Origin of the sequence: Streptomyces sp. NPDC057428 (genome assembly GCF_042803195.1) — a bacterium.
GTDB lineage: Bacteria > Actinomycetota > Actinomycetes > Streptomycetales > Streptomycetaceae > Streptomyces.
Window position 1 is genome coordinate 1 of the sequence record NZ_JBHVCT010000026.1, and the last position, 21,948, is coordinate 21,948.

Consider the following 21,948-nt stretch of genomic DNA (forward strand, 5'->3'; position numbering starts at 1 on the left):
GGCCCCGCGAGAGATCGCGGGGCCCGGGGCCGTTCTCCTGTCCGTGCCGCCGGGCGCGGTGTCGCCCGACCCGGCCGGGACGGCTGCGGTCAGCCGTCCGAGGGATCCTCGTCCGGTCCGGCCGGCGGGTCGCCCGGTGTGCCCCCGTCACCGTCCTTGGGCCGCCCCTTGTCAGGGCGCTGCGGCTTGGGCGGCCGTGTACGCCCGCCGGAGGTGTCCCGCAGGTAGGGCGCGTCACCGCTCTCCGTGGCGTGCCCGCCGGGCGCCTGACCAGGTCCCCCGACGTCCCTGCGCCGCAGATACCGCTCGAACTCCCGGGCGATGGCCTCGCCGGACGCCTCCGGGAGTTCCGCGGTGTCCCGTGCCTCCTCCAGGGTCTGGACGTACTCGGCGACCTCGCTGTCCTCGGAGGCCAGCTGATCGACGCCGAGCTGCCAGGCGCGGGCGTCCTCGGGCAGCTCGCCCAGCGGGATCCGCAGTCCGAGCAGATCCTCGAGCCTGTTCAGGAGCGCCAGCGTCGCCTTCGGGTTCGGCGGCTGCGACACGTAGTGGGGCACCGCCGCCCACAGACTCACCGCGGGCACGCCCGCGTGCGTACAGGCCTCCTGGAGGATGCCCACGATGCCGGTCGGGCCCTCGTATCTGGTCTCCTCCAGGTCCATCGTCCTGGCCAGGTCCGGGTCCGATGTGACACCGCTGACGGGCACCGGCCGCGTGTGCGGGGTGTCACCCAGCAGCGCCCCCAGGATCACGACCATCTCGACACCGAGCTCATGCGCGAAGCCGAGGATCTCGTTGCAGAACGAGCGCCAGCGCATGGAGGGTTCGATGCCTCGGACCAGCACCAGATCCCGGGGTTTGTCCCCGCCGATCCTGACCACGGAGAGCCGCGTGGTGGGCCAGGTGATCTTGCGTGAACCACCGTCCAGCCACACCGTGGGGCGATTGACCTGGAAGTCGTAGTAGTCCTCGGCGTCGAGCGCCGCGAAGACCTCGCCCTTCCATTCCCGGTCCAGATGGCCGACCGCGGTGGAGGCTGCGTCACCGGCGTCGTTCCAGCCCTCGAACGCGGCCACCATGACCGGGTCGATCAGCTCGGGTACCCCCTCGAGCTCGATCACCCAGGCCTCCTTCCCAAGTTCCCTTGTGTACGGACCAACCTTACGACTTCCGGCCCCCTGTGCCGCAGCCCGTTTGCATGCGGCGGCGAACCGTGCCACTCCTTGATTCGGATGAGGGTTCCGACGGTGTTCCCCGGGGACGCGCAGCCGCGACAGGCCCGGCACACGGCAGGGGCGGCCCCCGTCCCGGGAGACCGCCCCTGCCGTGTGCCGTACCGTCAGCGTCCGTCGCCCAGCATGTCCTCGACCCGCGTCCGGATGTCGTCGGTCGCGAGTCCGCGGATCGTCAGCGTCGTCCGGCGCCGCAGCACGTCGTCCGCGGTCTCGGCCCACTCACGGTCGCGCGCGTAGGCCACCTGCGCCCAGATCTCCGGGGCGTCGGGGTGGATCCGCTCGGCGAGTGCCGGGTCCTCGTCCGCCATCCGCGCGATGTCGAAGGAGAGCGAACCGTAGTGGGTCGCGAGGTGCCGCGCGGTGTCGGCGGACATCCGCGCCCCCGGCGTCCCGCCGCCTGCCAGCAGCCGGTGGGCGACCGCGTTCGGGTTCGCGATGCCGGGCAGCGGCATCTTCCTCGGCAGGCGTGCCATCGGCTCCATGTCCTCGGCCAAGGGGTGCCCGGGGAGCTCGGCCAGCTTGTTCATCACCGTACGGCCGATGTGGCGGAACGTGGTCCACTTGCCGCCGGCGACCGACAGCATGCCGCCGCGGCCCTCGGTCACGACCGTCTCGCGCTTCGCCTTCGACGTGTCCCCTGGCCCGCCCGGCAGCACCCGCAGGCCCGCGAAGGAGTAGGTGATCAGATCCCGGGACAGCTGCTGGTCCCGGACCGAGAAGGCCGCCTCGTCGAGGATCTGAGCCGTGTCCTTCTCGGTGACCGCGACATCGGCCGGGTCACCCTCGTACTCCTCGTCCGTGGTGCCGAGCAGAAGCATGTCCTCCCACGGCAGGGCGAACGTGATGCGGTACTTGTCGATCGGGGTCGCCAGCGCGGCCCTCCACGGGCGGGTGCGCTTGAGGACCAGGTGCGCGCCCTTGGACAGGCGTATGGAGGGCGCCGCGTTCGGGTCCTCCAGCTTCCGCAGGTGGTCGACCCAGGGCCCGGTGGCGTTGAGCACCAGCCGGGCGTCGATGCCGAACTCCGTGCCGTCCTGGCGGTCCTTCAGCTCGGCGCCGGTGACCCGGCCCCTGGTGAAGCGCAGCCCGGTGACGGCGGCGTGGTTGAGGACCTCGGCCCCGGCGTCGACCGCCGCACGGACGGTCATCAGCGCCATCCGGGCGTCGTTCATCTGGTCGTCGCCGTAGACCGCGACGGCCTTCAGGTTGTCGGTGCGCAGCTCCGGCACGTCGCGCTGGGCGCGGGCCGGGCTGATCACGTGGCCGACACCGTCACCGAAGGCGGACAGCGCCGAGTAGGCGAAGACGCCCGCGCCGAGCTTCGCGGCGCCGTGCGGGCCGCCCTTGTAGACCGGCAGGTAGAAGGTGAGCGGGTTGGCCAGGTGGGGGGCGACCTGACGCGAGACGGCGCGCCGCTCGAAGTGGTTCTCGGCGACCAGCTTCACCGCGCCGGTCTGCAGGTAGCGCAGACCGCCGTGGAGCAGCTTGGACGAGGCGGACGAGGTGGCGCCGGCGAAGTCGCCGGCGTCCACCAGGGCCACCCGCAGTCCGGACTGCGCCGCATGCCAGGCGGTGGAGATGCCCAGGATGCCGCCGCCGATCACCAGGAGGTCGTACGTCGCCTTGGAAAGCCGCTCCCGGGTCTCGGCGCGGCTCGGGAGGGAGCCGGAGGCCGGATGCGTCCCGAGGGCGGGGACGCTCTGCAGGGTGGTCATTTTGTTTGCTCCTCTAGCTCTCTTCGTCCTCGATCCAGCCCATGGTCCGTTCGACGGCCTTGAGCCAGCTCTTGTATTCGCGGTCACGGGTGGCCGCGTCCATGCGGGGTGTCCACTCGGCGGCCCGGCGCCAGTTGGCGCGCAGCGCGTCGGTGTCCGGCCAGAAGCCGACGGCGAGACCGGCGGCGTAGGCGGCGCCGAGGCAGGTGGTCTCGGCGACCATGGGGCGCACCACGGGCGCGTCCAGGAAGTCGGAGAGGGTCTGCATCAGCAGGTTGTTGGAGGTCATTCCGCCGTCGACCTTGAGTGCGGTCAGCTCGACGCCGGAGTCCTTGGTCATGGCGTCGCTGATCTCGCGTGTCTGCCAGGCGGTGGCCTCGAGCACGGCACGGGCGATGTGCGCCTTGGTGACGTAACGGGTGAGGCCGGCGATGACGCCGCGGGCGTCGGGACGCCAGTACGGCGCGAACAGGCCGGAGAAGGCGGGCACGAAGTACGCGCCGCCGTTGTCCTCGACGGACGAGGCGAGCGTCTCGATCTCCGCCGCGGACTTGATCAGGCCCATCTGGTCGCGCATCCACTGCACCAGCGAACCGGTGACGGCGATGGAGCCTTCGAGGGCGTACACCGGCTTCTGGTCGCCGATCCGGTACCCGACGGTCGTCAGCAGCCCGTTGTACGAGTTCACCGGGGTGTGGCCGGTGTTCATCAGCATGAAGGTGCCGGTGCCGTACGTGGACTTGGCCTCGCCCTGGGCGAAACACGTCTGGCCGAACAGCGCGGCCTGCTGGTCGCCGAGTGCGGAGGCGACCGGGACGCCGTCGAGGACGCCGCCCTTGGCGTTGCCGTACACCTCGGCGGAGGACCGGATCTCCGGCAGGACGGCGGACGGGATCTCCAGCGACTGGACGATCTTGTCGTCCCACTCCATGGTGTGCAGGTTCATCAGGAGGGTGCGTGAGGCGTTGGTGACGTCGGTGACGTGGACGCCGCCGTCGGTGCCGCCGGTCAGGTTCCAGATGACCCAGGAGTCCATGGTGCCGAAGAGGATGTCGCCCCGCTCGGCGCGCTCGCGCAGCCCCTCGACGTTGTCGAGTAGCCAGCGGACCTTCGGGCCCGCGAAGTACGACGCGAGCGGCAGTCCGGTCTCGCGGCGGAAGCGGTCCTGGCCGACGTTTCGGCCGAGCTCCCGGCAGAGCGCGTCGGTGCGGGTGTCCTGCCAGACGAGGGCGTTGTGGACGGGCTCACCGGTGTTCTTGTCCCAGAGCAGGGTGGTCTCGCGCTGGTTGGTGATGCCGATCGCCTTGACGTCGGCGGAGGTGATGCCGGCCTTGACGATCGCTCCTGCGACCACCTCCTGGACGTTCTCCCAGATCTCCGTCGCGTCGTGCTCGACCCAGCCCGGCTTGGGGAAGATCTGTTCGTGCTCCTTCTGGTCCACGGAGACGATGCGGCCGTCCTTGTCGAAGACGATGCAGCGGCTGGACGTGGTGCCCTGGTCGATGGCCGCGATGAACGGCCCGGTGGTGTGTGAGTCGGTCACGGTGTGCTCCCGGAAGTCTGTGTGGTGTGCGGGTCTGGCTCAGGCGAAGGCGAGGTTGTAGAGACCGCCCGCGAGCGCGGCCCCGATGAGCGGTCCTACCACCGGTACCCAGGCGTAGCCCCAGTCCGAACCGCCCTTGTTCGGAAGCGGCAGCAACGCGTGCACGATCCGCGGACCGAGGTCGCGCACCGGGTTGATTGCGTAGCCGGTCGGACCACCGAGCGAGAGGCCGATTCCGACGACCACCAGCGAGGTGATCAGCGCGCCGAGAACGCCGAGGCCGTTGCCCTCGCCGTTGAGGCCCTGGGTCAGGATGGCCAGGATCAGCACGAAGGTGGCGATGATCTCCGTGACCACGTTCTGCAGGCCGTTGCGGATCTCCGGGCCCGTGCTGAAGACGCCGAGCACGGGGCCGGCCTTCGGTGCCGACTTCTGGTCGACCAGACCCTCCTCGGCCGGCTGGCTCCGCATGATCTCGGGGTCGGTGAGGTGCGCGTGGAACTGTCCGTAGTAGACGGCCCAGACGAGTACGGCACCGATCATGGCCCCGAGCAGCTGCGAGACGAGATACAGGGGCACGTCGCTCCAGGGGGTGCCCCCCTGGATCGCGAGGGCGATCGTGACGGCCGGATTGAGGTGGGCTCCGGACACGCCGGAGGCTATGTAGGCGCCGGTCAGCACGGCGAAGCCCCACCCGAAGGTGATGGCCAGCCAGCCGGCGTTCTGCGCCTTGGATCGCTTGAGAGTGACGGCGGCACAGACACCGCCGCCGAGCAGGATGAGTATGGCGGTACCGATGGTCTCGCCGATGAAGATGTCGGAGCTGGACACCCGCGACTCCTTTGTCCTTCGTCCAGGGGAAGGCGAAACACCGGGTCCCTCCGGTGGATCGCGCCCCAGGTGGGTATCCGTCTTACGGCGGCTACGTCACCTGTAGGGCTTGACCGGCCCTCGGCACTGTCACACTTTAACGCGTATTGCCGTTAGGTGTTCGGCAATGCCGACCGGTGAGCGGCAATGCTTCTCCCCGACGGCGAGTGAGTCAAGGGGTGTGTGACGCGCGACTCGATCGTTACCGACGCCGCGGGGCGAGCTCAGAAGCGTCCGGCGCCCAGGTCCCGGGAGACGGCGCGGGCGCAGTCCCGGACGGCTGCGACGAGCTCGGGGCGCAGTTCGCCGCCCACGCAGACCCGCTCGACGGCCCCGGTCACCGCTACGGCGCCGACAGGCATCCTGCGCCGGTCGTGCACGGGGGCCGCCACCGCGGCCACGCCCTCCCAGGTCTCCTCCACGTCCGCCGCCCAGCCCTGGGCCCGGATCAGGTCGAGCATCGACTCGAAATCCTCGTCCCCGGTGACGGTGCGGGACGTGAATGACCTGCGCTCGACCTCGGTGGCCTCACTGTGCGCGACGGGGTCGTACGCCGCGATCACCTTGCCCAAGGCGGTGGAGTGCAGCGGCTGCATGGCGCCGACCTCCAGTACCTGCCGACTGTCGTCCGGCCGGAAGACGTGGTGGACGATCAGGACGCCGTGCTGGTGGAGCACGCCCAGGTGGACGCTCTCCCCGCTCGACCGGGCCAGGTCGTCGGTCCACACCAGTGCTCTGGCGCGCAGTTCGTGCACGTCGAGGTAGCTGTTGCCCAGGCGCAGCAGCTCGGCGCCCAGCTGGTAGCGGCCGGACGCGGCGTCCTGCTCGACGAAGCCCTCGTGTTGAAGGGTGCGCAGGATGCCGTGCGCGGTGCCTTTGGCCAGGCCCAGTGCGGACGAGATGTCGGACAGCCCGAGCCGACGCTCGCCGCCTGCCAGCAGACGCAGCATCGCGGCTGCCCGCTCGAGCGACTGGATGTTCTTCGCCATCGCGCCGTACTCCTCCACCTCGGTTCGACAATGCTGAACACTATCGGTCGATGTCGACCTCTGTCCGGTCGCGCGAACATTCTCCGTCACCCGGTGAGCGGGCCCGCTCACCGCACAGCATGCAGTCCGTCCCGTGGGACGCGGCGACCGCCCCGGGTACCGCCCGGCTACGCTGGCGGCGTGCCCTCTCCGCAGATGGGCGCAAAGCCGACAGCCGTCGCATCCCAGGGAGAACATCCATGGCCTCGTTGCCGACCCCCTCAGCTGACAGCCGGACCCGCGCCGCAGCGCTCCGCGAGGCGCTCGCCACCCGGGTGGTGGTGGCCGACGGTGCCATGGGCACCATGCTCCAGGCCCAGGACCCGACACTCGAGGACTTCCAGAACCTCGAAGGATGCAACGAGATCCTGAACGTCACGCGCCCCGACATCGTCCGGTCGGTTCACGAGGAGTACTTCGCCGTCGGCGTCGACTGCGTCGAGACCAACACGTTCGGAGCCAATGCCTCCGCCCTGGGCGAGTACGACATCCCCGGCCGGATCCACGAGCTGTCCGAATCGGGCGCCCGCATCGCCCGCGAGGTCGCCGACCGTTTCACCGAGTCCACCGGACAGCAGCGCTGGGTGCTCGGTTCCATCGGCCCCGGCACCAAGCTGCCGACGCTCGGCCACGCGCCCTACACGGTCCTGCGCGACGGCTTCCAGCAGAACGCCGAGGGCCTGATCGCCGGCGGCGCCGACGCGCTCATCATCGAGACCACGCAGGACCTGCTCCAGACCAAGGCGGCCGTGCTCGGGGCCCGGCGCGCCCTCGAGGCCACCGGCAGCGACCTCCTGGTGCTGTGCTCGCTCGCCTTCGAGACCACCGGCACCATGCTGCTCGGCTCCGAGATCGGTGCCGCGCTGACCGCTCTCGAACCGCTCGGCGTCGACATGATCGGCCTGAACTGCTCGACCGGCCCCGCCGAGATGAGCGAGCACCTGCGCTATCTCACGCGCCACTCCCGCATCCCGCTCCTCTGCATGCCGAACGCCGGTCTGCCGGTGCTCACGAAGGAGGGCGCGCACTTCCCGCTCGACGCAGAGGGGCTTGCCGACGCCCAGGAGACCTTCGTCCGGGAGTACGGCCTGTCCCTCGTCGGCGGCTGCTGCGGCACGACGCCGGAACACCTGCGCCGGCTCGTCGAGCGCGTGCGCGGCGCGGCTCCGTCGGCCCGCGAGCCGCGACCCGAGCCCGGCGCGGCCTCGCTCTACCAGACCGTCCCGTTCCGCCAGGACACCTCGTACCTGGCCATCGGCGAGCGCACGAACGCCAACGGATCCAAGAAGTTCCGCGAGGCCATGCTCGAAGCGCGCTGGGACGACTGCGTGGAGATGGCCCGCGACCAGATCCGGGAGGGCGCGCACATGCTCGACCTCTGCGTCGACTACGTGGGCCGCGACGGCGTCGCCGACATGGAGGAACTGGCCGGCCGCTTCGCCACCGCCTCCACCCTGCCGATCGTCCTCGACTCCACCGAACTGCCGGTCCTGCGTGCGGGCCTGGAGAAGCTCGGCGGCCGCGCCGTGCTCAACTCCGTCAACTACGAGGACGGGGACGGCCCCGAGTCACGCTTCGCACAGGTCAGCGCGCTTGCCGCCGAACACGGGGCGGCGCTCATCGCGCTGACCATCGACGAGGAGGGCCAGGCCCGCACCGTCGAGCACAAGGTCGCCATCGCCGAGCGGCTGATCGAGGACCTCACCACCACCTGGGGATTCCACGAGTCGGACCTCCTGATCGACTGTCTGACCTTCACGATCTGCACCGGCCAGGAGGAGTCCCGCAAGGACGGCATCGCCACGATCGGCGCGATCCGTGAGCTGAAGCGGCGTCACCCCGACGTGCAGACGACGCTGGGGCTGTCCAACATCTCCTTCGGCCTGAACCCGGCCGCCCGCATCGTGCTGAACTCCGTGTTCCTGGACGAGTGCGTCAAGGCCGGTCTCGACTCGGCGATCGTGCACGCCTCCAAGATCCTGCCGATCGCCCGGCTGGAGGAGGAGCAGGTCAAGGTCGCGCTCGACCTGATCCACGACCGCCGGGCGCAGGGGTACGACCCCCTGCAGCGGCTCATGGAGCTCTTCGAGGGCGTCAACACCAAGTCGATGAAGCAGGGCAGGGCCGAGGAGCTGAAGGCCCTGCCGCTGGACGAGCGGCTCCAGCGCCGCATCATCGACGGGGAGAAGAACGGCCTGGAGGCCGACCTCGACGAGGCGCTGCTGGCCAGGCCCGCACTCGAGATCGTCAACGACACCCTCCTGGCGGGCATGAAGGTCGTCGGCGAGCTCTTCGGTTCCGGCCAGATGCAGCTGCCCTTCGTGCTCCAGTCCGCCGAGGTCATGAAGACCGCGGTGGCCCACCTCGAGCCGCACATGGAGAAGTCGGACGACGAGGGCAAGGGCACGATCGTGCTGGCCACCGTGCGCGGCGACGTCCACGACATCGGCAAGAACCTGGTCGACATCATCCTGTCCAACAACGGCTTCAACGTCGTGAACCTGGGCATCAAGCAGCCCGTCTCCGCGATCCTCGACGCCGCCCAGGAGCACCGCGCCGACGTCATCGGCATGTCCGGTCTGCTCGTCAAGTCCACCGTGATCATGAAGGAGAACCTGGAGGAGCTGAACCAGCGCAAGCTGGCGGCCGACTACCCGGTGATCCTCGGCGGCGCGGCCCTCACCCGGGCCTACGTCGAACAGGACCTCCACGAGATCTACGAGGGCGAGGTCCGCTACGCCCGAGACGCGTTCGAAGGGCTCCGCCTGATGGACGCCCTCGTCGCGGTCAAGCGCGGTGTTCCCGGCGCCGCCCTCCCGGAGCTGAAGCAGCGCAGGGTGCCCAAGCGGGACACCCCCGCGGTGGAGGAGGCGGCGCCCGAGGAGGGCGTGCGCTCAGACGTCTCCGTCACCAACCCGGTCCCCGAGCCGCCCTTCTGGGGCACCCGGGTCGTCAAGGGCATCCAGCTCAAGGAATACGCCTCCTGGCTGGACGAGGGGGCGCTCTTCAAGGGCCAGTGGGGCCTCAAGCAGGCCCGCGCCGGCGACGGACCGACGTACGAGGAGCTCGTGGAGAGGGAGGGACGCCCGCACCTGCGAGGTTGGCTCGACAAGCTCCACACCGAGAACCTGCTCGAAGCCGCCGTCGTCTACGGCTACTTCCCCTGCGTGTCCAAGGGCGACGACCTGATCCTGCTGCACGAGGACGGCTCCGAGCGCACCCGCTTCACCTTCCCGCGCCAGCGCCGCGGCCGGCGTCTCTGCCTCGCGGACTTCTTCCGTCCGGAGGAGTCGGGGGAGACCGACGTGATCGGACTTCAGGTCGTCACCGTCGGCTCGAAGATCGGCGGAGCCACCGCCGAGCTCTTCGAGGCCAACTCCTACCGCGACTACCTGGAGCTGCACGGGCTGTCCGTGCAGCTGGCCGAAGCCCTCGCCGAGTACTGGCACGCGCGGGTCCGCAGCGAGCTCGGTTTCGCGGGCGAGGACCCGTCGGACGTCGAGGACATGTTCGCGCTGAAGTACCGAGGTGCCCGCTTCTCCCTGGGCTACGGCGCCTGCCCCGACCTGGAGGACCGGGCGAAGATCGCCGAGCTCCTCGAGCCCGAGCGGATCGGGGTCAAGCTCTCCGAGGAGTTCCAGCTGCACCCCGAGCAGTCCACGGACGCCATCGTCATCCACCACCCCGAGGCGAAGTACTTCAACGCAAGGTAGCCATGAGTTCGACGCGCGGTAGCGTCCCGTTGCGCGCGCCGTTCGCGGACGAGTCGTAGACTGGTCGGTCCAGTGCAGGCCGGTCGCCGTTCCCACCGGGAAGGCGGCCGGCCTTCTCGTCCCTCATGGAGGTGTGCCGGATGACCAGTACGGTCCCCGCGTCCCTGACCCGTACGACCGAAGGGTCGGCGCTGCAGGCGGTTCTGCTCGACATGGACGGCACGCTGGTCGACACCGAGGGTTTCTGGTGGGACGTGGAGGTCGAGGTCTTCGCCGACCTCGGTCACCGTCTGGAGGAGACGTGGCGTGACGTGGTCGTCGGCGGGCCCATGACACGCAGCGCCGGCTACCTCATCGATGCCACCGGCGCGGACATCGCCATCGAGGAACTCACCGTGCTGCTCAACGACCGCTTCGAGAAGCGCATCGGCCGCGGTGTGCCGCTGATGCCCGGCGCCGCACGGCTGCTGGGCGAGCTCGCGGCGCACAAGGTGCCCACCGCGCTGGTCTCCGCCTCGCACCGGCGCATCATCGACCGGGTCCTCGAATCGCTGGGCCGCCACCACTTCGCACTCACGGTCGCGGGCGACGAGGTGACCCGGACCAAGCCGCACCCCGAGCCCTACCTCGCCGCGGCGGCGGGTTTCGGTGCCGATCCCCGGCGCTGCGCGGTCGTCGAGGACACGGCGACGGGCGTCGCCGCGGCCGAGGCCGCGGGCTGCCGTGTCGTCGCGGTCCCGTCCGTCGCGCCCATCGCGCCCGCGCCGGGGCGTGTCGTCGTCCCCTCCCTGGAACACGTGGATCTGGCATTTCTCCGTGGGCTGGTCACGGCAGAGGGATAGCCCTTGCACCGAGAGTATTTCGTCGAAATGCGACAGGATCCCGGGGTCCGAATCTGTACGGTCCCGGCTTTCCGAAATCGAGAAAATCAGGTCCATGCCAATACGACACATGCCGTTCGGACGTGATTTGCATCACCGTGAATGGCGATCGAAGCGCTTGCCGTCCCACCCGTCTGTCCATTTCGTACACCTAAAAGTCCGGTTGATGAAGTCGTGTACGAAACATTCCCGAGCGTGACATGGACAGCCGGTCATCGGCGATCACCGAGTGAATACGCGGCTGTCCGGAGCCGGTCAAGTGCCCCTGGCAGGGCCTACTAATCTCAGTTTTCTCACATGCCGGAATGAGGGAGAACGCCCAGATGAACCGCAAGACGCTGGTGCTGCCGGCCGTAGTGGGCCTGCTCGCGCCCGTGCTCGCCGCCTGTGGCGGGTCGGACGAGGGTGGCGAAACCATCGTGGTCGGGACGACGGACCAGTTCATCGCCTCGGCGGACAGCCCGGCGCCGCTCGACCCGGCGATCGGTTACGAAGCCGGCGTCTGGAACGTGCTGCGGCAGACCGTGCAGACGCTCACCCACATTCCGCGCGGCGGCGGCGAGCCGGTGCCCGAAGCGGCCGAGAGCTGCTCCTTCACCGACACCGAGAACGAGAGCTACCGCTGCACCCTGCGCGACGGGCTCACCTTCGCCGACGGCACCCCCGTCACCCCGGAGGACGTGAAGTACTCCATCCAGCGCGTCATCGACATCAAGGACGAGAGCGGCCCGATCGGTCTGCTCGACAACATCGACACGATCGAGACCAAGGGCGAGAACCAGGTCGTCTTCCACCTCCGCACGTCGGACGCGACCTTCCCCTACAAGCTCGCGACGCCGGCGACCGGCATCGTCCCGAAGGACAAGTACCCGGCGAAGTCCCCCCGTGAGGGCTTCCAGGTCGACGGCTCCGGCCCGTACACCATGAAGCCCGAGGTCAAGGGCGACCAGGTCGTCAAGGTGGTCTTCACCAAGAACCCGAAGTACAAGGGTGACCTGCAGATCAAGAACCAGAAGGTCGAGCTGGACCTCTTCCCCGACGCCGCGGCGATGGGCAAGGCGCTCGACGACAAGAAGATCGACATGATGACGCGGACCATGTCGCCCGAGCAGGCGCAGAAGCTGCTGGTGGAGCCGAAGGAGGGCGTCAAGCTCACCGAGATGCCCGGACTCGCCATCAGCTACCTCGCCTTCAACACCGAGGCTCCCGAGGTCAAGGACAAGGCCGTGCGCCAGGCGATGGCCCAGGTCATCGACCGCGGGTCCATCGCGAGCAAGGTGTACGGCAGCACCGCCGAGCCGCTCTACTCGCTGATCCCGTCCGGCATCACCGGCCACACCACCTCGTTCTTCGACAAGTACGGCGAACCGAACGTCTCGAAGGCCGCGGAGACCCTGGACAAGGCCGGCATAAGCACGCCGGTCAAGTTCACGCTGCACTACACGACGGACCACTACGGGCCCGCCACCAAGGCCGAGTTCGAAGCGCTGGCGAAGCAGCTCAACGCCACGCAGCTGTTCGACGTCGACATCGAGGGCAAGCCCTGGGACAAGTACCGCCCCGAGCAGAAGAAGGGCGAGTACGCCGTCTACGGCATGGGCTGGTTCCCCGACTTTCCGGACCCCGACACCTACACGGCGCCGTTCCTCGACAAGAACAACTTCCTCAACTCGCCGTACCGGTCGACCCTGGCCCAGGACACGCTCATCCCGCAGTCGCGGCGTGAGGCCGACCGCAGCGCCGCGAGCCCGGCCTTCGAGAAGCTCCAGGACATCGTCGCCACCGACGTCCCCGTGCTGCCGATCTGGCAGGGCAAGCAGTACGTCGCCTCGCTCGACGGGCTGAACGGCGTCGAGTACGCCGTCAACTCCTCGGCCGACCTGCAGCTCTGGGAGCTGGGGCGCGGCACCTCCTGACGTGACACCGTCCTGACGACCGGTGCGGGCCGGGGGCCCGTCGCCCCCGGCCCGCACCGGTTTCGTCCGTACGTGCCTCCCTACGTCACTGGGCGCCGGGACGCACCAGCCCGCTTTCGTAGGCGTAGACCGCGGCCTGCACACGGTCGCGCAGTCCCAGCTTCGTGAGCACGTGGCCGACATGCGTCTTGACCGTCGTCTCGCTCACGAACAGGTCGGCGGCGATCTCCGCGTTGGACAGTCCGCGCGCCACCAGCTTCAGCACCTCCACCTCACGCTCGGTGAGCGTGTGCAGGGCGCCCGGGGCGGGCTCCTCACCCGACGGCAGGTGGTCGGCGTACTTGTCGAGCAGCCGGCGCGTGATGCTGGGCGCCAGCATCGCCTCGCCCGCGGCCACCACGCGGATGGCCTGCACCAGCTCGACTGCTGGTGCGTCCTTCAGCAGGAAGCCGCTGGCGCCCGCGCGCAGCGCCTCCACGACGTACTCGTCGAGATCGAAGGTCGTCAGGACCAGGACCTTCGCCGGGCCGTCCCGGCCGGGCCCGGTGATCTGGCGGGTCGCCTCCACGCCGTCCATCCGCGGCATGCGGATATCCATCAGCACCACGTCGGGCTGCAGCGCCCGCACCTGGTCGATCGCCTGCAGTCCGTCCCCGGCCTCGCCGACCACTGCCAGGTCACCCTCCGCCTCCAGGATCATCCGGAACCCGGTGCGCAACAGGGGCTGATCGTCGACGAGCAGGACGCGGATAGCCACGGAATCTCCTTAAGGGCCTTCGAGGGTCACCGGTCGTCCGGCCTCGGACCGGGCCGGTTCCATTCTGCCCTGCACACCCTCCACCGGGTCCGCCGGGCGGACCGACAGCGGATAAACCGGGGGAGTCCCACCGAACTCCGGGCAGACCGCCCGGTGGTCGCACCAGCCGCACAGCTTCGTCGGCCTCGGCCGCCACTCGCCCGTCTCCGTGGCCACCCGGATGGCCTCCCACAGGGCCAGCAGTTTCCGCTCCATCCGCTCGAGATCGTCCGGCACCGGGTCGTACGTCAGCACGTCACCGCTGCCCAGGTAGACCAGCTGCAGGCGGCGCGGCACCACGTTCTTCAGGCGCCAGACGACCAGGGCGTAGAACTTCATCTGGAACAGGGCGCCCTCCGCGTACTCCGGCCGCGGTGCCTTGCCCGTCTTGTAGTCCACGATCCGGACCTCGCCCGTGGGGGCCACGTCGACCCGGTCGATCACCCCGCGCAGCCGCAGCCCCGAATCCAGCTCGGTCTCCACGAACAGCTCCCGCTCGGCCGGCTCCAGGCGGGTCGGGTCCTCCAGCGAGAACCACCGCTCCACCAGCCGCTCCGCCTCGCCCAGCCACCCCGCGAGCCGCTCACCCTCCGGATCACCCGCGAACAGGCCGGTCAGCTCGGGCTTCGACTCGAGCAGCCGGTCCCATTGACCGGGGATCAGGGCCTTGGCCCTCGGTGCCGTACGGTCCGCGGCCGGTGCGTCGAACAGCCGCTCCAGCACCGCATGCACCAGCGTGCCCCGGGTAGCAGCCTCGCTGGGCTTCTCGGGCAGCTTGTCGATGACCCGGAAGCGGTAGAGCAGCGGGCACTGCATGAAATCGCTCGCGCGCGACGGCGACAGGGACGAGGGTGGCGAAGGCGGGCGAGGTACGGACGTCATGTCGCAGACCCTACGGCCCGCCACCGACAGCCACCGGCATACCATCGACCACAGAGCTCGCGCACAGCACGACCGTGGCAGTAGCCACCGACCGAAGGGATCTGAGTGGACGAGAGCGGCGACAGCGGGCGCCCGCAGCCCGGCGCAGGGGGCGAGGACCCCGGCACCGGACCCGGCAAGGGCAAACCACGACGTCCGGCCGACCCCGGCGGCGGCCTCCTCATGGGCCGTCCCTTCGGCGTGCCCGTGTACGTGGCCCCCAGCTGGTTCGTCGTCGCGGCCCTGATCACCTGGGTGTTCGGTGGCCAGCTCGACCGTGTCCTGCCCGGACTCGGCGGAGCCCGCTATCTGGTCGCGCTCTTCTTCGCGATCGCGTTCTACGCATCCGTCCTGGTCCACGAGCTCGCCCACACCGTCGCGGCCCTGCACTACAAGCTGCCGGTCCGCCGCATCCAGCTCCAGTTCTTCGGCGGTGTATCCGAGATCGAGAAGGAGTCGGAGACGCCGGGGCGCGAGTTCGTCCTCGCCTTCGTGGGGCCTCTGCTCTCGCTCGTCCTCGCCGGGATCTTCTACATCCCGCTGCAGTTCGTCGAGGCCGGCACCGTCCCCGGAGTGCTCCTCGCCGGGCTGATGGTCTCCAACCTCATCGTCGCCGCCTTCAACCTGCTGCCCGGCCTGCCCCTCGACGGCGGCCGGATGCTCCGCGCCGTCGTGTGGAAGATCACCGGCAAGCCCATGAGTGGCACCGTCGCCGCGGCGTGGGTCGGCAGGGGGCTCGCCGTCACCGTCCTGATCGGCCTGCCCCTGCTCACCCACACCGGCACCCTCTCCAACGCCACCAGCGACGTCGGCGGTGTGGAGACGGTCACCGACGCGCTGCTCGCCGCGATCCTCGCCGGCATCATCTGGACCGGCGCCGGGAACAGCCTCCGCATGGCCCGCCTGCGGGAGCACCTCCCCGACCTGCGGGCCCGCACCCTCACCCGGCGCGCGGTCCCCGTCGAGTCGGCCACGCCGCTGTCCGAGGCGCTCCGCCGCGCCAACGAGGCCGGCGCCCGCGCCCTGGTCGTCGTCGACGGACAGGGCAGCCCCAAGGGCGTCGTGCGGGAGGCGGCCATCGCCGGAGTCCCCGAGCACCGCCGCCCCTGGGTGCCCGTCAGCGGCCTGGCCCAGGACCTCACCGACGGCATGAAGGTCCCCGCCGAACTCGCCGGCGAGGCGCTCCTGGACCGGCTCAAGGCCACCCCCGCCACCGAGTACCTGGTGATGGAGGAGACGGGCGAGATCTACGGCGTGCTGTCGACAGCCGACGTGGAGCGCGCGTTCGTCCGGGCCATGGCCCGCCCCTCGTCCTGAGGCCCCCGGAAGGCCACCGCCGAATTACGGGTAGGCTGACCGCATGTCCGAACCGACCGGTGCCGCCCGCCGTCGCGGCCCATTCAAAGTCGGGGACCAGGTCCAGCTCACCGACCCCAAGGGACGCCACTACACCTTCACGCTCGAGGCCGGAAAGAACTTTCACACCCACAAGGGTTCTTTCCCCCACGACGAGCTGATCGGTGCTCCCGAGGGCAGTGTTGTCCGTACCACGGGAAACGTCGCCTACCTCGCGCTGCGCCCCCTGCTCCCCGACTACGTCCTGTCCATGCCCCGCGGTGCCGCCGTGGTCTACCCCAAGGACGCGGGGCAGATCCTGGCCTTCGCCGACATCTTCCCCGGCGCCCGCGTCGTGGAGGCGGGGGTCGGATCCGGAGCGCTCAGCACCTTCCTGCTGCGCGCCATCGGTGAGCAGGGCATGCTGCACTCCTACGAGCGCCGCGAGGACTTCGCCGAGATCGCCCAGCAGAACGTGGAGCGCTACTTCGGCTCCCCGCACCCCGCCTGGGAGCTCACCGTCGGCGATCTCCAGGACAACCTCTCGGACACCGACGTCGACCGGGTCGTCCTGGACATGCTCGCGCCGTGGGAGTGCCTCGAGGCCGTCTCCAAGGCCCTGGTGCCCGGCGGCATCCTCTGCGCGTACGTCGCGACCACGACCCAGCTGTCGCGGACCGTCGAGTCCATCCGTGAGATCGGCTGCTTCGCCGAACCGCAGCCCTGGGAGTCGATGGTCCGCAACTGGCACGTGGAGGGCCTGGCCGTCCGGCCGGACCACCGCATGATCGGCCACACCGGCTTCCTCGTCACCGCACGCCGTCTCGCGGACGGCGTCGAGCCGCCGCTGCGCCGCCGCCGCCCCTCCAAGGGCGCCTACGGCGACGACTACGACGGCCCCGGAGCCCGCAGCGGAAGCGCGAACCGCGACTGACCTGCCGTCACGCACAGGCGTCGCCGCCGAGTTCCCCGGACTGCTCCGGGGAGTCGGCGGCGGCGCCTTCTGCCTGGCCCGGCCGTTCCGTCGGCACCCCCCCCGTCGTTCCGCTGCGGTGTGAGGTGTGGCACGATGCTGGCCACCCCCGCCCGCCGAGGTCCGCTCGGCGACGCCTCTACGGGCATCCAGGAACCACATGGAGACATACCGCGTGCAGACCTCCGCGCTCCCGGACCTCGCGCACACCGACGCAAGGGCGGTGCACTGGCTCGCCACGGCCACGGCGATGGCGGCTGTGATCGCCGTCGCGGGTCTGCTCCAGCCCGATGCGGCCACCGCCACGGCCTCCGCGTCGGAACAGGGTGCGACCACCCGGCACGAGGGAGCCCCCGCCGCGCAGGCCCCTGATCCGGCAGGCGTGACCTTCCCGCTCGACTGCGCCGGCGCCGGGCAGACCGTGGCGGACAGCGCGCCCGGGGACCTCGACGGGGACGGCGGACCCGAGACGGTGGCGGTCGTCCACTGCGCGGCGGGGTCCGGCACCCCTCCCAGCGGTGTCTACGTCGTCACACGGCGGAGCGGGGCCGCACCCCGGGTCGTGGCGACCCTGGTGGACCCCGCCCAGAAACTGGCGGTCACCGACCTCGCCGTACGCGACGGCCGGATCTCGGCGAACCTGCTCGGCTACTCGTCGCCCGACGTACCACGCTGCTGCCCCGACGAGCGCGAGAGCGCCTCCTGGCTGTGGAAGGGCAACGCGTTCGTCAAGTCCTCGGGTCCCGCCGGAGGCAGCGCGCGGGCGGCCTGAGAGCCTGTCGGGTGACCTCTGATCGGGCGGTCACGCCCCGGCACGCACGCTTCCCGCGTTGCCGAAATGCCCTAGTAGCTCCGCTACGAGGACACTCCGGCGCCTTGGAATCGCACGCACCGGACCGCGCCCACTTTCCGATCGAAGGCCACCCGACAGGCTCTGAGCCGTCAGTCCGCGTCCGGCCCGAAGACTTCCACGTTGTCCGAGACGCGACGTACATGAATGCAGTCGCCGGGGCACTCCTTCGCGGAGTCCACCACGTCCTGGAGCAGGGGCAGCGGCACCGGCGTGGTGGCTCCCTTGTCCTGGAGCAACTCGTCCTGCGGGCTCTTCACGTACGCCAGGCCGTCGATGTCCAGCTCGAACACCTCGGGTGCGTACTGCACGCAGATGCCGTCGCCCGTACAGAGATCCTGGTCGATCCAGACCTCGAGGTCCTGGGTTCCGGTGTCTCCCGGAGCGTCCTGCTGCACGGTCATGTGTCCTGCCGTTCCCTGCGTATCTGCACCAATTGAAGCCAGCCCTGACGGGTGTTGAACACTTCGACGATACAACCGGCTGCTTTCCGGTGCCGAAGGGTGGGTATTCCTCTGGCGTGAGGGAGAGCGCAAGGGTGAAGATCGGACAGACTCCCGAGTCTTTGTGATCTAGGGGTTTCAATCATCACCCACCCAGGTAGGGTCAGGAAGCGTCCAGCTCCCCTTGGAGGAGGTGAGGACCGTGGCAGCCCACGACGACGACATCAACCGCGGCATCCGGCCCGGGCGAGGGTCGGAAGACCCAGCCGGCCAGGTTGCCTTTCTCGAGCAGGAAATCGCCGTCCTGCGACGTAAGCTCGCCGACTCTCCGCGTCATACGAGGATTCTCGAAGAGCGGATCGTCGACTTGCAGACCAGTCTGGCCGGCGTGTCCGCTCAGAACGAGCGGCTCGCCAACACGCTCCGCGAGGCCCGCGACCAGATCGTGGCCCTCAAGGAGGAGGTCGACCGGCTGGCCCAGCCACCGGCAGGCTTCGGTGTCTTTCTGCAGGCCAACGAGGACGACACCTGCGACATCTTCACCGGGGGCCGCAAGCTCCGGGTGAACGTGAGCCCGAGTGTCGAGGTCGAAGGCCTCCGGCGTGGCCAGGAAGTCATGCTCAACGAAGCGCTCAACGTGGTCGAGGCCATGGAATTCGAGCGGGCCGGGGACATCGTCACCCTCAAGGAGATCCTCGAGGACGGCGAACGCGCCCTGGTCCTCGGGCACACCGACGAGGAGCGGGTGGTGAGGCTCGCCGAGCCTCTCCTGGACATCACCATCCGCCCCGGCGACGCCCTCCTGCTCGAACCCAGGTCCGGCTACGTATACGAAGTGGTCCCCAAGAGCGAGGTGGAGGAACTCGTCCTCGAAGAGGTACCGGACATCGACTACAACAAGATCGGTGGTCTGGGTGACCAGATCGAACTGATCAGGGACGCGGTCGAGCTCCCGTACCTCCACCCGGACCTCTTCAAGGAGCACGAACTGCGTCCGCCGAAGGGCATCCTGCTCTACGGCCCTCCCGGCTGCGGCAAGACACTCATCGCCAAGGCCGTCGCCAACTCGCTGGCCAAGAAGGTCGCCGAGGTCACCGGACAGCCCGCGGGGAAGAGCTACTTCCTCAATATCAAGGGCCCCGAGCTCCTCAACAAGTACGTCGGCGAGACCGAGCGGCACATCCGCCTCGTCTTCCAGCGTGCCCGGGAGAAGGCGAGCGAGGGTACCCCCGTCATCGTCTTCTTCGACGAGATGGAATCCCTCTTCCGCACCCGTGGTTCCGGTGTCAGCTCGGACGTGGAGAACACCATCGTCCCGCAGCTGCTCGCCGAGATCGACGGTGTGGAGGGCCTGGAGAACGTCATCGTCATCGGTGCCTCCAACCGTGAGGACATGATCGACCCCGCGATCCTGCGGCCCGGCCGTCTCGACGTGAAGATCAAGATCGAGCGTCCGGACGCGGAGGCGGCGAAGGACATCTTCGCGAAGTACCTCACCCCCTCGCTGCCGCTGCACTCGGACGACCTGGCCGAGCACACGGGATCGAAGGAGGCAGCCGCCCACGCGATGATCCAGTCGGTCGTGGAGCGGATGTACACGGAATCCGAGGAGAACCGCTTCCTCGAGGTCACCTACGCGAACGGCGACAAGGAAGTCCTCTACTTCAAGGACTTCAACTCCGGAGCGATGATTCAGAACATCGTGGACCGGGCAAAGAAAATGGCCATCAAGGCATTCCTCGAGCAGGGCCAGAAGGGCCTGCGTGTCTCCCATCTCCTCCAGGCGTGCGTGGACGAGTTCAAGGAGAACGAGGACCTGCCCAACACGACCAACCCGGACGACTGGGCCAGGATTTCCGGAAAGAAGGGAGAGCGGATCGTCTTCATCCGCACTCTCGTCACCGGAAAGCAGGGCGCAGACACCGGTCGCTCCATCGACACGGTGGCAAATACCGGGCAGTACCTGTAAAACGCAGACCGGCTGCGGATGCCCGGCAGGGCATCCGCAGCCGGCCGTTTTCCAGGCAGCTCAGGCCACACCCGAACAATGACGCAATTGATCTCCCCACCGGCGCAGAGGCGCTCTAGGCTCTGACGTACCGCCGAGTCGCGCAGTGCGGGGACGGGCACCGCGGACCAGCAGCGGTACTTGAGCGCCGCTCCCGCAGGGGGCGCCGCCGGGCAAGGAGGGCCGCATGACCGTACGGCGAGTGATGGGCATCGAGACGGAGTACGGGATCTCCGTTCCCGGCCAACCCAACGCCAATGCCATGCTCACCTCGTCCCAGATCGTCAACGCCTACGCGGCGGCGATGCACCGGGCGCGCCGCGCCCGCTGGGATTTCGAGGAGGAGAATCCGCTGCGCGACGCGCGAGGCTTCGACCTCGCCCGCGAGACCGCCGACTCCAGCCAGCTCACCGACGAGGACATCGGTCTGGCCAATGTCATCCTCACCAACGGTGCGCGGCTGTACGTCGACCACGCGCACCCCGAATACAGCTCACCCGAGATCACCAACCCGCTGGACGCGGTGCTCTGGGACAAGGCCGGCGAGCGGGTGATGGCGGAGGCGGCGGAGCGCGCCGCCGCGATCCCCGGGGCCCAGCCGATCCATCTCTACAAGAACAACACCGACAACAAGGGCGCGTCCTACGGCACGCACGAGAACTACCTGATGAAGCGGGAGACCCCGTTCTCGGACATCGTGCGCCACCTGACGCCGTTCTTCGTCTCCCGCCAGGTCGTCACCGGCGCGGGGCGCGTCGGCATCGGCCAGGACGGCCATGAGCACGGCTTCCAGATCAGCCAGCGAGCGGACTACTTCGAGGTCGAGGTCGGCCTCGAGACCACGCTCAAGCGCCCGATCATCAACACCCGCGACGAACCGCACTCGGACGCCGAGAAGTACCGCAGGCTGCACGTGATCATCGGTGACGCCAACCTCTCCGAGATCTCGACGTACCTGAAGCTCGGTACCACCTCACTGGTCCTGGCCATGATCGAGGACGGTTTCATCAACGTCGACCTGGCGGTCGACCAGCCGGTCCGCACCCTGCACCAGGTCTCGCACGACCCCGCACTGAAGCAGTTGGTCACGCTCCGCAGCGGCCGGACGCTCACCGCTGTGCAGCTCCAGATGGAGTACTTCGAGCTGGGCCGCAAATACGTCGAGGAGCGCTACGGGGCGGACGCCGACGAGCAGACCAAGGACGTCCTGGCCCGCTGGGAGGACACCCTGAACCGCCTGGAGAACGATCCGATGAGCCTGTCCGGCGAGCTGGACTGGATCGCCAAGCGGGAGCTCATGGAGGGTTACCGGCGCCGTGACAGCCTGGACTGGGACGCCCCGCGCCTGCACCTGGTGGACCTCCAGTATGCCGACGTACGGGCCGACAAGGGCCTGTACAACCGCCTGGCGGCGCGCGGCAAGATCAAGCGGCTGCTCGACGAGAGCGACGTCGAGCGGGCCCGTACGAAGCCTCCGGAGGACACCAGGGCCTATTTCCGGGGCCGGTGCCTGGAGCAGTACGCCGACGACGTGGCCGCGGCCTCCTGGGACTCGGTCATTTTCGACCTGCCCGACCGTGACTCGCTGCAGCGGGTGCCCACGATGGAACCGTTGCGCGGTACACGTGCTCATGTCGAGGGGCTCCTGGACCGCTGCCGCACGGCGGAAGAGCTGGTCCGGACGCTCACGGGGGGCTGAAAGGCGCTCCGGCTGGGAATCA

16 protein-coding genes are annotated in these 21,948 nt (G+C 69.2%); 8 read left to right on the forward strand and 8 right to left on the reverse strand.

Annotated features, from left to right (window positions below; genetic code table 11):
• Window positions 1-89: 89 nt before the first annotated feature.
• From ACFU5K_RS13115 to ACFU5K_RS13135, 5 genes are all read right to left on the reverse strand, one after another.
• Window positions 90-1,121: a PAC2 family protein gene (locus ACFU5K_RS13115; RefSeq protein ID WP_384060040.1), complete on the reverse strand. Its 1,032-nt coding sequence runs from the start codon at window positions 1,119-1,121 to the stop codon at window positions 90-92.
• Window positions 1,122-1,339: 218 nt separating this feature from the next.
• Window positions 1,340-2,950, reverse strand: a complete 1,611-nt coding sequence (locus ACFU5K_RS13120; RefSeq protein WP_384060041.1) for an FAD-dependent oxidoreductase — start codon at window positions 2,948-2,950, stop codon at window positions 1,340-1,342.
• A gap of 13 nt (window positions 2,951-2,963) precedes the next feature.
• The gene (glpK, locus tag ACFU5K_RS13125) at window positions 2,964-4,493 is read right to left on the reverse strand and encodes a glycerol kinase GlpK (protein ID WP_384060044.1); all 1,530 of its coding nucleotides are present in this window, start codon (window positions 4,491-4,493) and stop codon (window positions 2,964-2,966) included.
• A gap of 39 nt (window positions 4,494-4,532) precedes the next feature.
• On the reverse strand, window positions 4,533-5,324 hold the full coding sequence (locus ACFU5K_RS13130) for an MIP/aquaporin family protein (RefSeq protein WP_384060046.1): 792 nt from the start codon (window positions 5,322-5,324) through the stop codon (window positions 4,533-4,535).
• 263 nt (window positions 5,325-5,587) lie between these two features.
• Window positions 5,588-6,352, reverse strand: coding sequence for an IclR family transcriptional regulator (locus ACFU5K_RS13135; RefSeq protein WP_384060049.1), 765 nt, complete (start codon window positions 6,350-6,352; stop codon window positions 5,588-5,590).
• Window positions 6,353-6,591: 239 nt separating this feature from the next.
• Here ACFU5K_RS13135 and metH point away from each other — a divergent pair, with 239 nt between their 5' ends.
• The 3 genes from metH to ACFU5K_RS13150 all read left to right on the forward strand — a co-directional run bounded on the left by metH (window position 6,592) and on the right by ACFU5K_RS13150 (window position 12,901).
• Window positions 6,592-10,104 carry a methionine synthase gene (gene metH / locus ACFU5K_RS13140; protein WP_384060052.1) on the forward strand — a complete coding sequence of 1,171 codons (3,513 nt, stop codon included), beginning with the start codon at window positions 6,592-6,594 and terminating at the stop codon, window positions 10,102-10,104.
• A 140-nt stretch (window positions 10,105-10,244) separates the two neighbouring features.
• Window positions 10,245-10,946: an HAD family hydrolase gene (locus ACFU5K_RS13145; protein WP_384060054.1), complete on the forward strand. Its 702-nt coding sequence runs from the start codon at window positions 10,245-10,247 to the stop codon at window positions 10,944-10,946.
• Between the two features lie 362 nt (window positions 10,947-11,308).
• The gene (locus ACFU5K_RS13150) at window positions 11,309-12,901 is read left to right on the forward strand and encodes an ABC transporter substrate-binding protein (protein ID WP_384060057.1); all 1,593 of its coding nucleotides are present in this window, start codon (window positions 11,309-11,311) and stop codon (window positions 12,899-12,901) included.
• An 85-nt stretch (window positions 12,902-12,986) separates the two neighbouring features.
• Here ACFU5K_RS13150 and ACFU5K_RS13155 read toward each other — a convergent pair whose 3' ends face one another.
• Together ACFU5K_RS13155 and ACFU5K_RS13160 are read right to left on the reverse strand one after the other, a co-directional pair.
• Window positions 12,987-13,658, reverse strand: coding sequence for a response regulator (locus tag ACFU5K_RS13155; RefSeq protein ID WP_384060060.1), 672 nt, complete (start codon window positions 13,656-13,658; stop codon window positions 12,987-12,989).
• Window positions 13,659-13,667: 9 nt separating this feature from the next.
• A complete protein-coding gene (locus ACFU5K_RS13160; RefSeq protein ID WP_384060181.1) occupies window positions 13,668-14,513 on the reverse strand; it encodes a RecB family exonuclease in 846 nt (281 codons plus the stop codon).
• Window positions 14,514-14,684: 171 nt separating this feature from the next.
• Here ACFU5K_RS13160 and ACFU5K_RS13165 point away from each other — a divergent pair, with 171 nt between their 5' ends.
• The 3 genes from ACFU5K_RS13165 (at window position 14,685) to ACFU5K_RS13175 (ending at window position 17,698) form a co-directional block, all read left to right on the forward strand.
• Window positions 14,685-15,935, forward strand: coding sequence for a site-2 protease family protein (locus ACFU5K_RS13165; protein WP_384060061.1), 1,251 nt, complete (start codon window positions 14,685-14,687; stop codon window positions 15,933-15,935).
• Window positions 15,936-15,978: 43 nt separating this feature from the next.
• Complete coding sequence (locus tag ACFU5K_RS13170) at window positions 15,979-16,887, forward strand: tRNA (adenine-N1)-methyltransferase (protein WP_384060064.1); 909 nt, start codon at window positions 15,979-15,981, stop codon at window positions 16,885-16,887.
• Between the two features lie 214 nt (window positions 16,888-17,101).
• Entirely contained in the window at window positions 17,102-17,698 is a 597-nt protein-coding gene (locus ACFU5K_RS13175) for a hypothetical protein (RefSeq protein WP_384060183.1), read from the forward strand.
• Window positions 17,699-17,868: 170 nt separating this feature from the next.
• Here ACFU5K_RS13175 and ACFU5K_RS13180 read toward each other — a convergent pair whose 3' ends face one another.
• Window positions 17,869-18,180, reverse strand: a complete 312-nt coding sequence (locus ACFU5K_RS13180) for a ferredoxin (protein ID WP_384060067.1) — start codon at window positions 18,178-18,180, stop codon at window positions 17,869-17,871.
• Between the two features lie 241 nt (window positions 18,181-18,421).
• On the opposite strand from ACFU5K_RS13180, the gene arc reads away from it, so the two are divergent.
• Window positions 18,422-20,188: a proteasome ATPase gene (gene arc, locus ACFU5K_RS13185; protein ID WP_384060069.1), complete on the forward strand. Its 1,767-nt coding sequence runs from the start codon at window positions 18,422-18,424 to the stop codon at window positions 20,186-20,188.
• 226 nt (window positions 20,189-20,414) lie between these two features.
• Window positions 20,415-21,926: a depupylase/deamidase Dop gene (dop, locus tag ACFU5K_RS13190; RefSeq protein ID WP_384060072.1), complete on the forward strand. Its 1,512-nt coding sequence runs from the start codon at window positions 20,415-20,417 to the stop codon at window positions 21,924-21,926.
• The last annotated feature ends 22 nt before the right edge of the window (window positions 21,927-21,948 follow it).

Excerpts from the sequence above, each read along its gene's own strand:
- ACFU5K_RS13150 (WP_384060057.1), top strand. The coding sequence starts at position 11,309 with ATGAACCGCAAGACGCTGGTGCTGCCGGCCGTAGTGGGCCTGCTCGCG.
- dop (WP_384060072.1), top strand. The coding sequence starts at position 20,415 with ATGACCGTACGGCGAGTGATGGGCATCGAGACGGAGTACGGGATCTCC.
- ACFU5K_RS13135 (WP_384060049.1), bottom strand. The coding sequence starts at position 6,352 with ATGGCGAAGAACATCCAGTCGCTCGAGCGGGCAGCCGCGATGCTGCGT.
- ACFU5K_RS13160 (WP_384060181.1), bottom strand. The coding sequence starts at position 14,513 with ATGCAGTGCCCGCTGCTCTACCGCTTCCGGGTCATCGACAAGCTGCCC.
- ACFU5K_RS13145 (WP_384060054.1), top strand. The coding sequence starts at position 10,245 with ATGACCAGTACGGTCCCCGCGTCCCTGACCCGTACGACCGAAGGGTCG.
- ACFU5K_RS13120 (WP_384060041.1), bottom strand. The coding sequence starts at position 2,950 with ATGACCACCCTGCAGAGCGTCCCCGCCCTCGGGACGCATCCGGCCTCC.
- metH (WP_384060052.1), top strand. The coding sequence starts at position 6,592 with ATGGCCTCGTTGCCGACCCCCTCAGCTGACAGCCGGACCCGCGCCGCA.
- ACFU5K_RS13170 (WP_384060064.1), top strand. The coding sequence starts at position 15,979 with ATGTCCGAACCGACCGGTGCCGCCCGCCGTCGCGGCCCATTCAAAGTC.
- ACFU5K_RS13180 (WP_384060067.1), bottom strand. The coding sequence starts at position 18,180 with ATGACCGTGCAGCAGGACGCTCCGGGAGACACCGGAACCCAGGACCTC.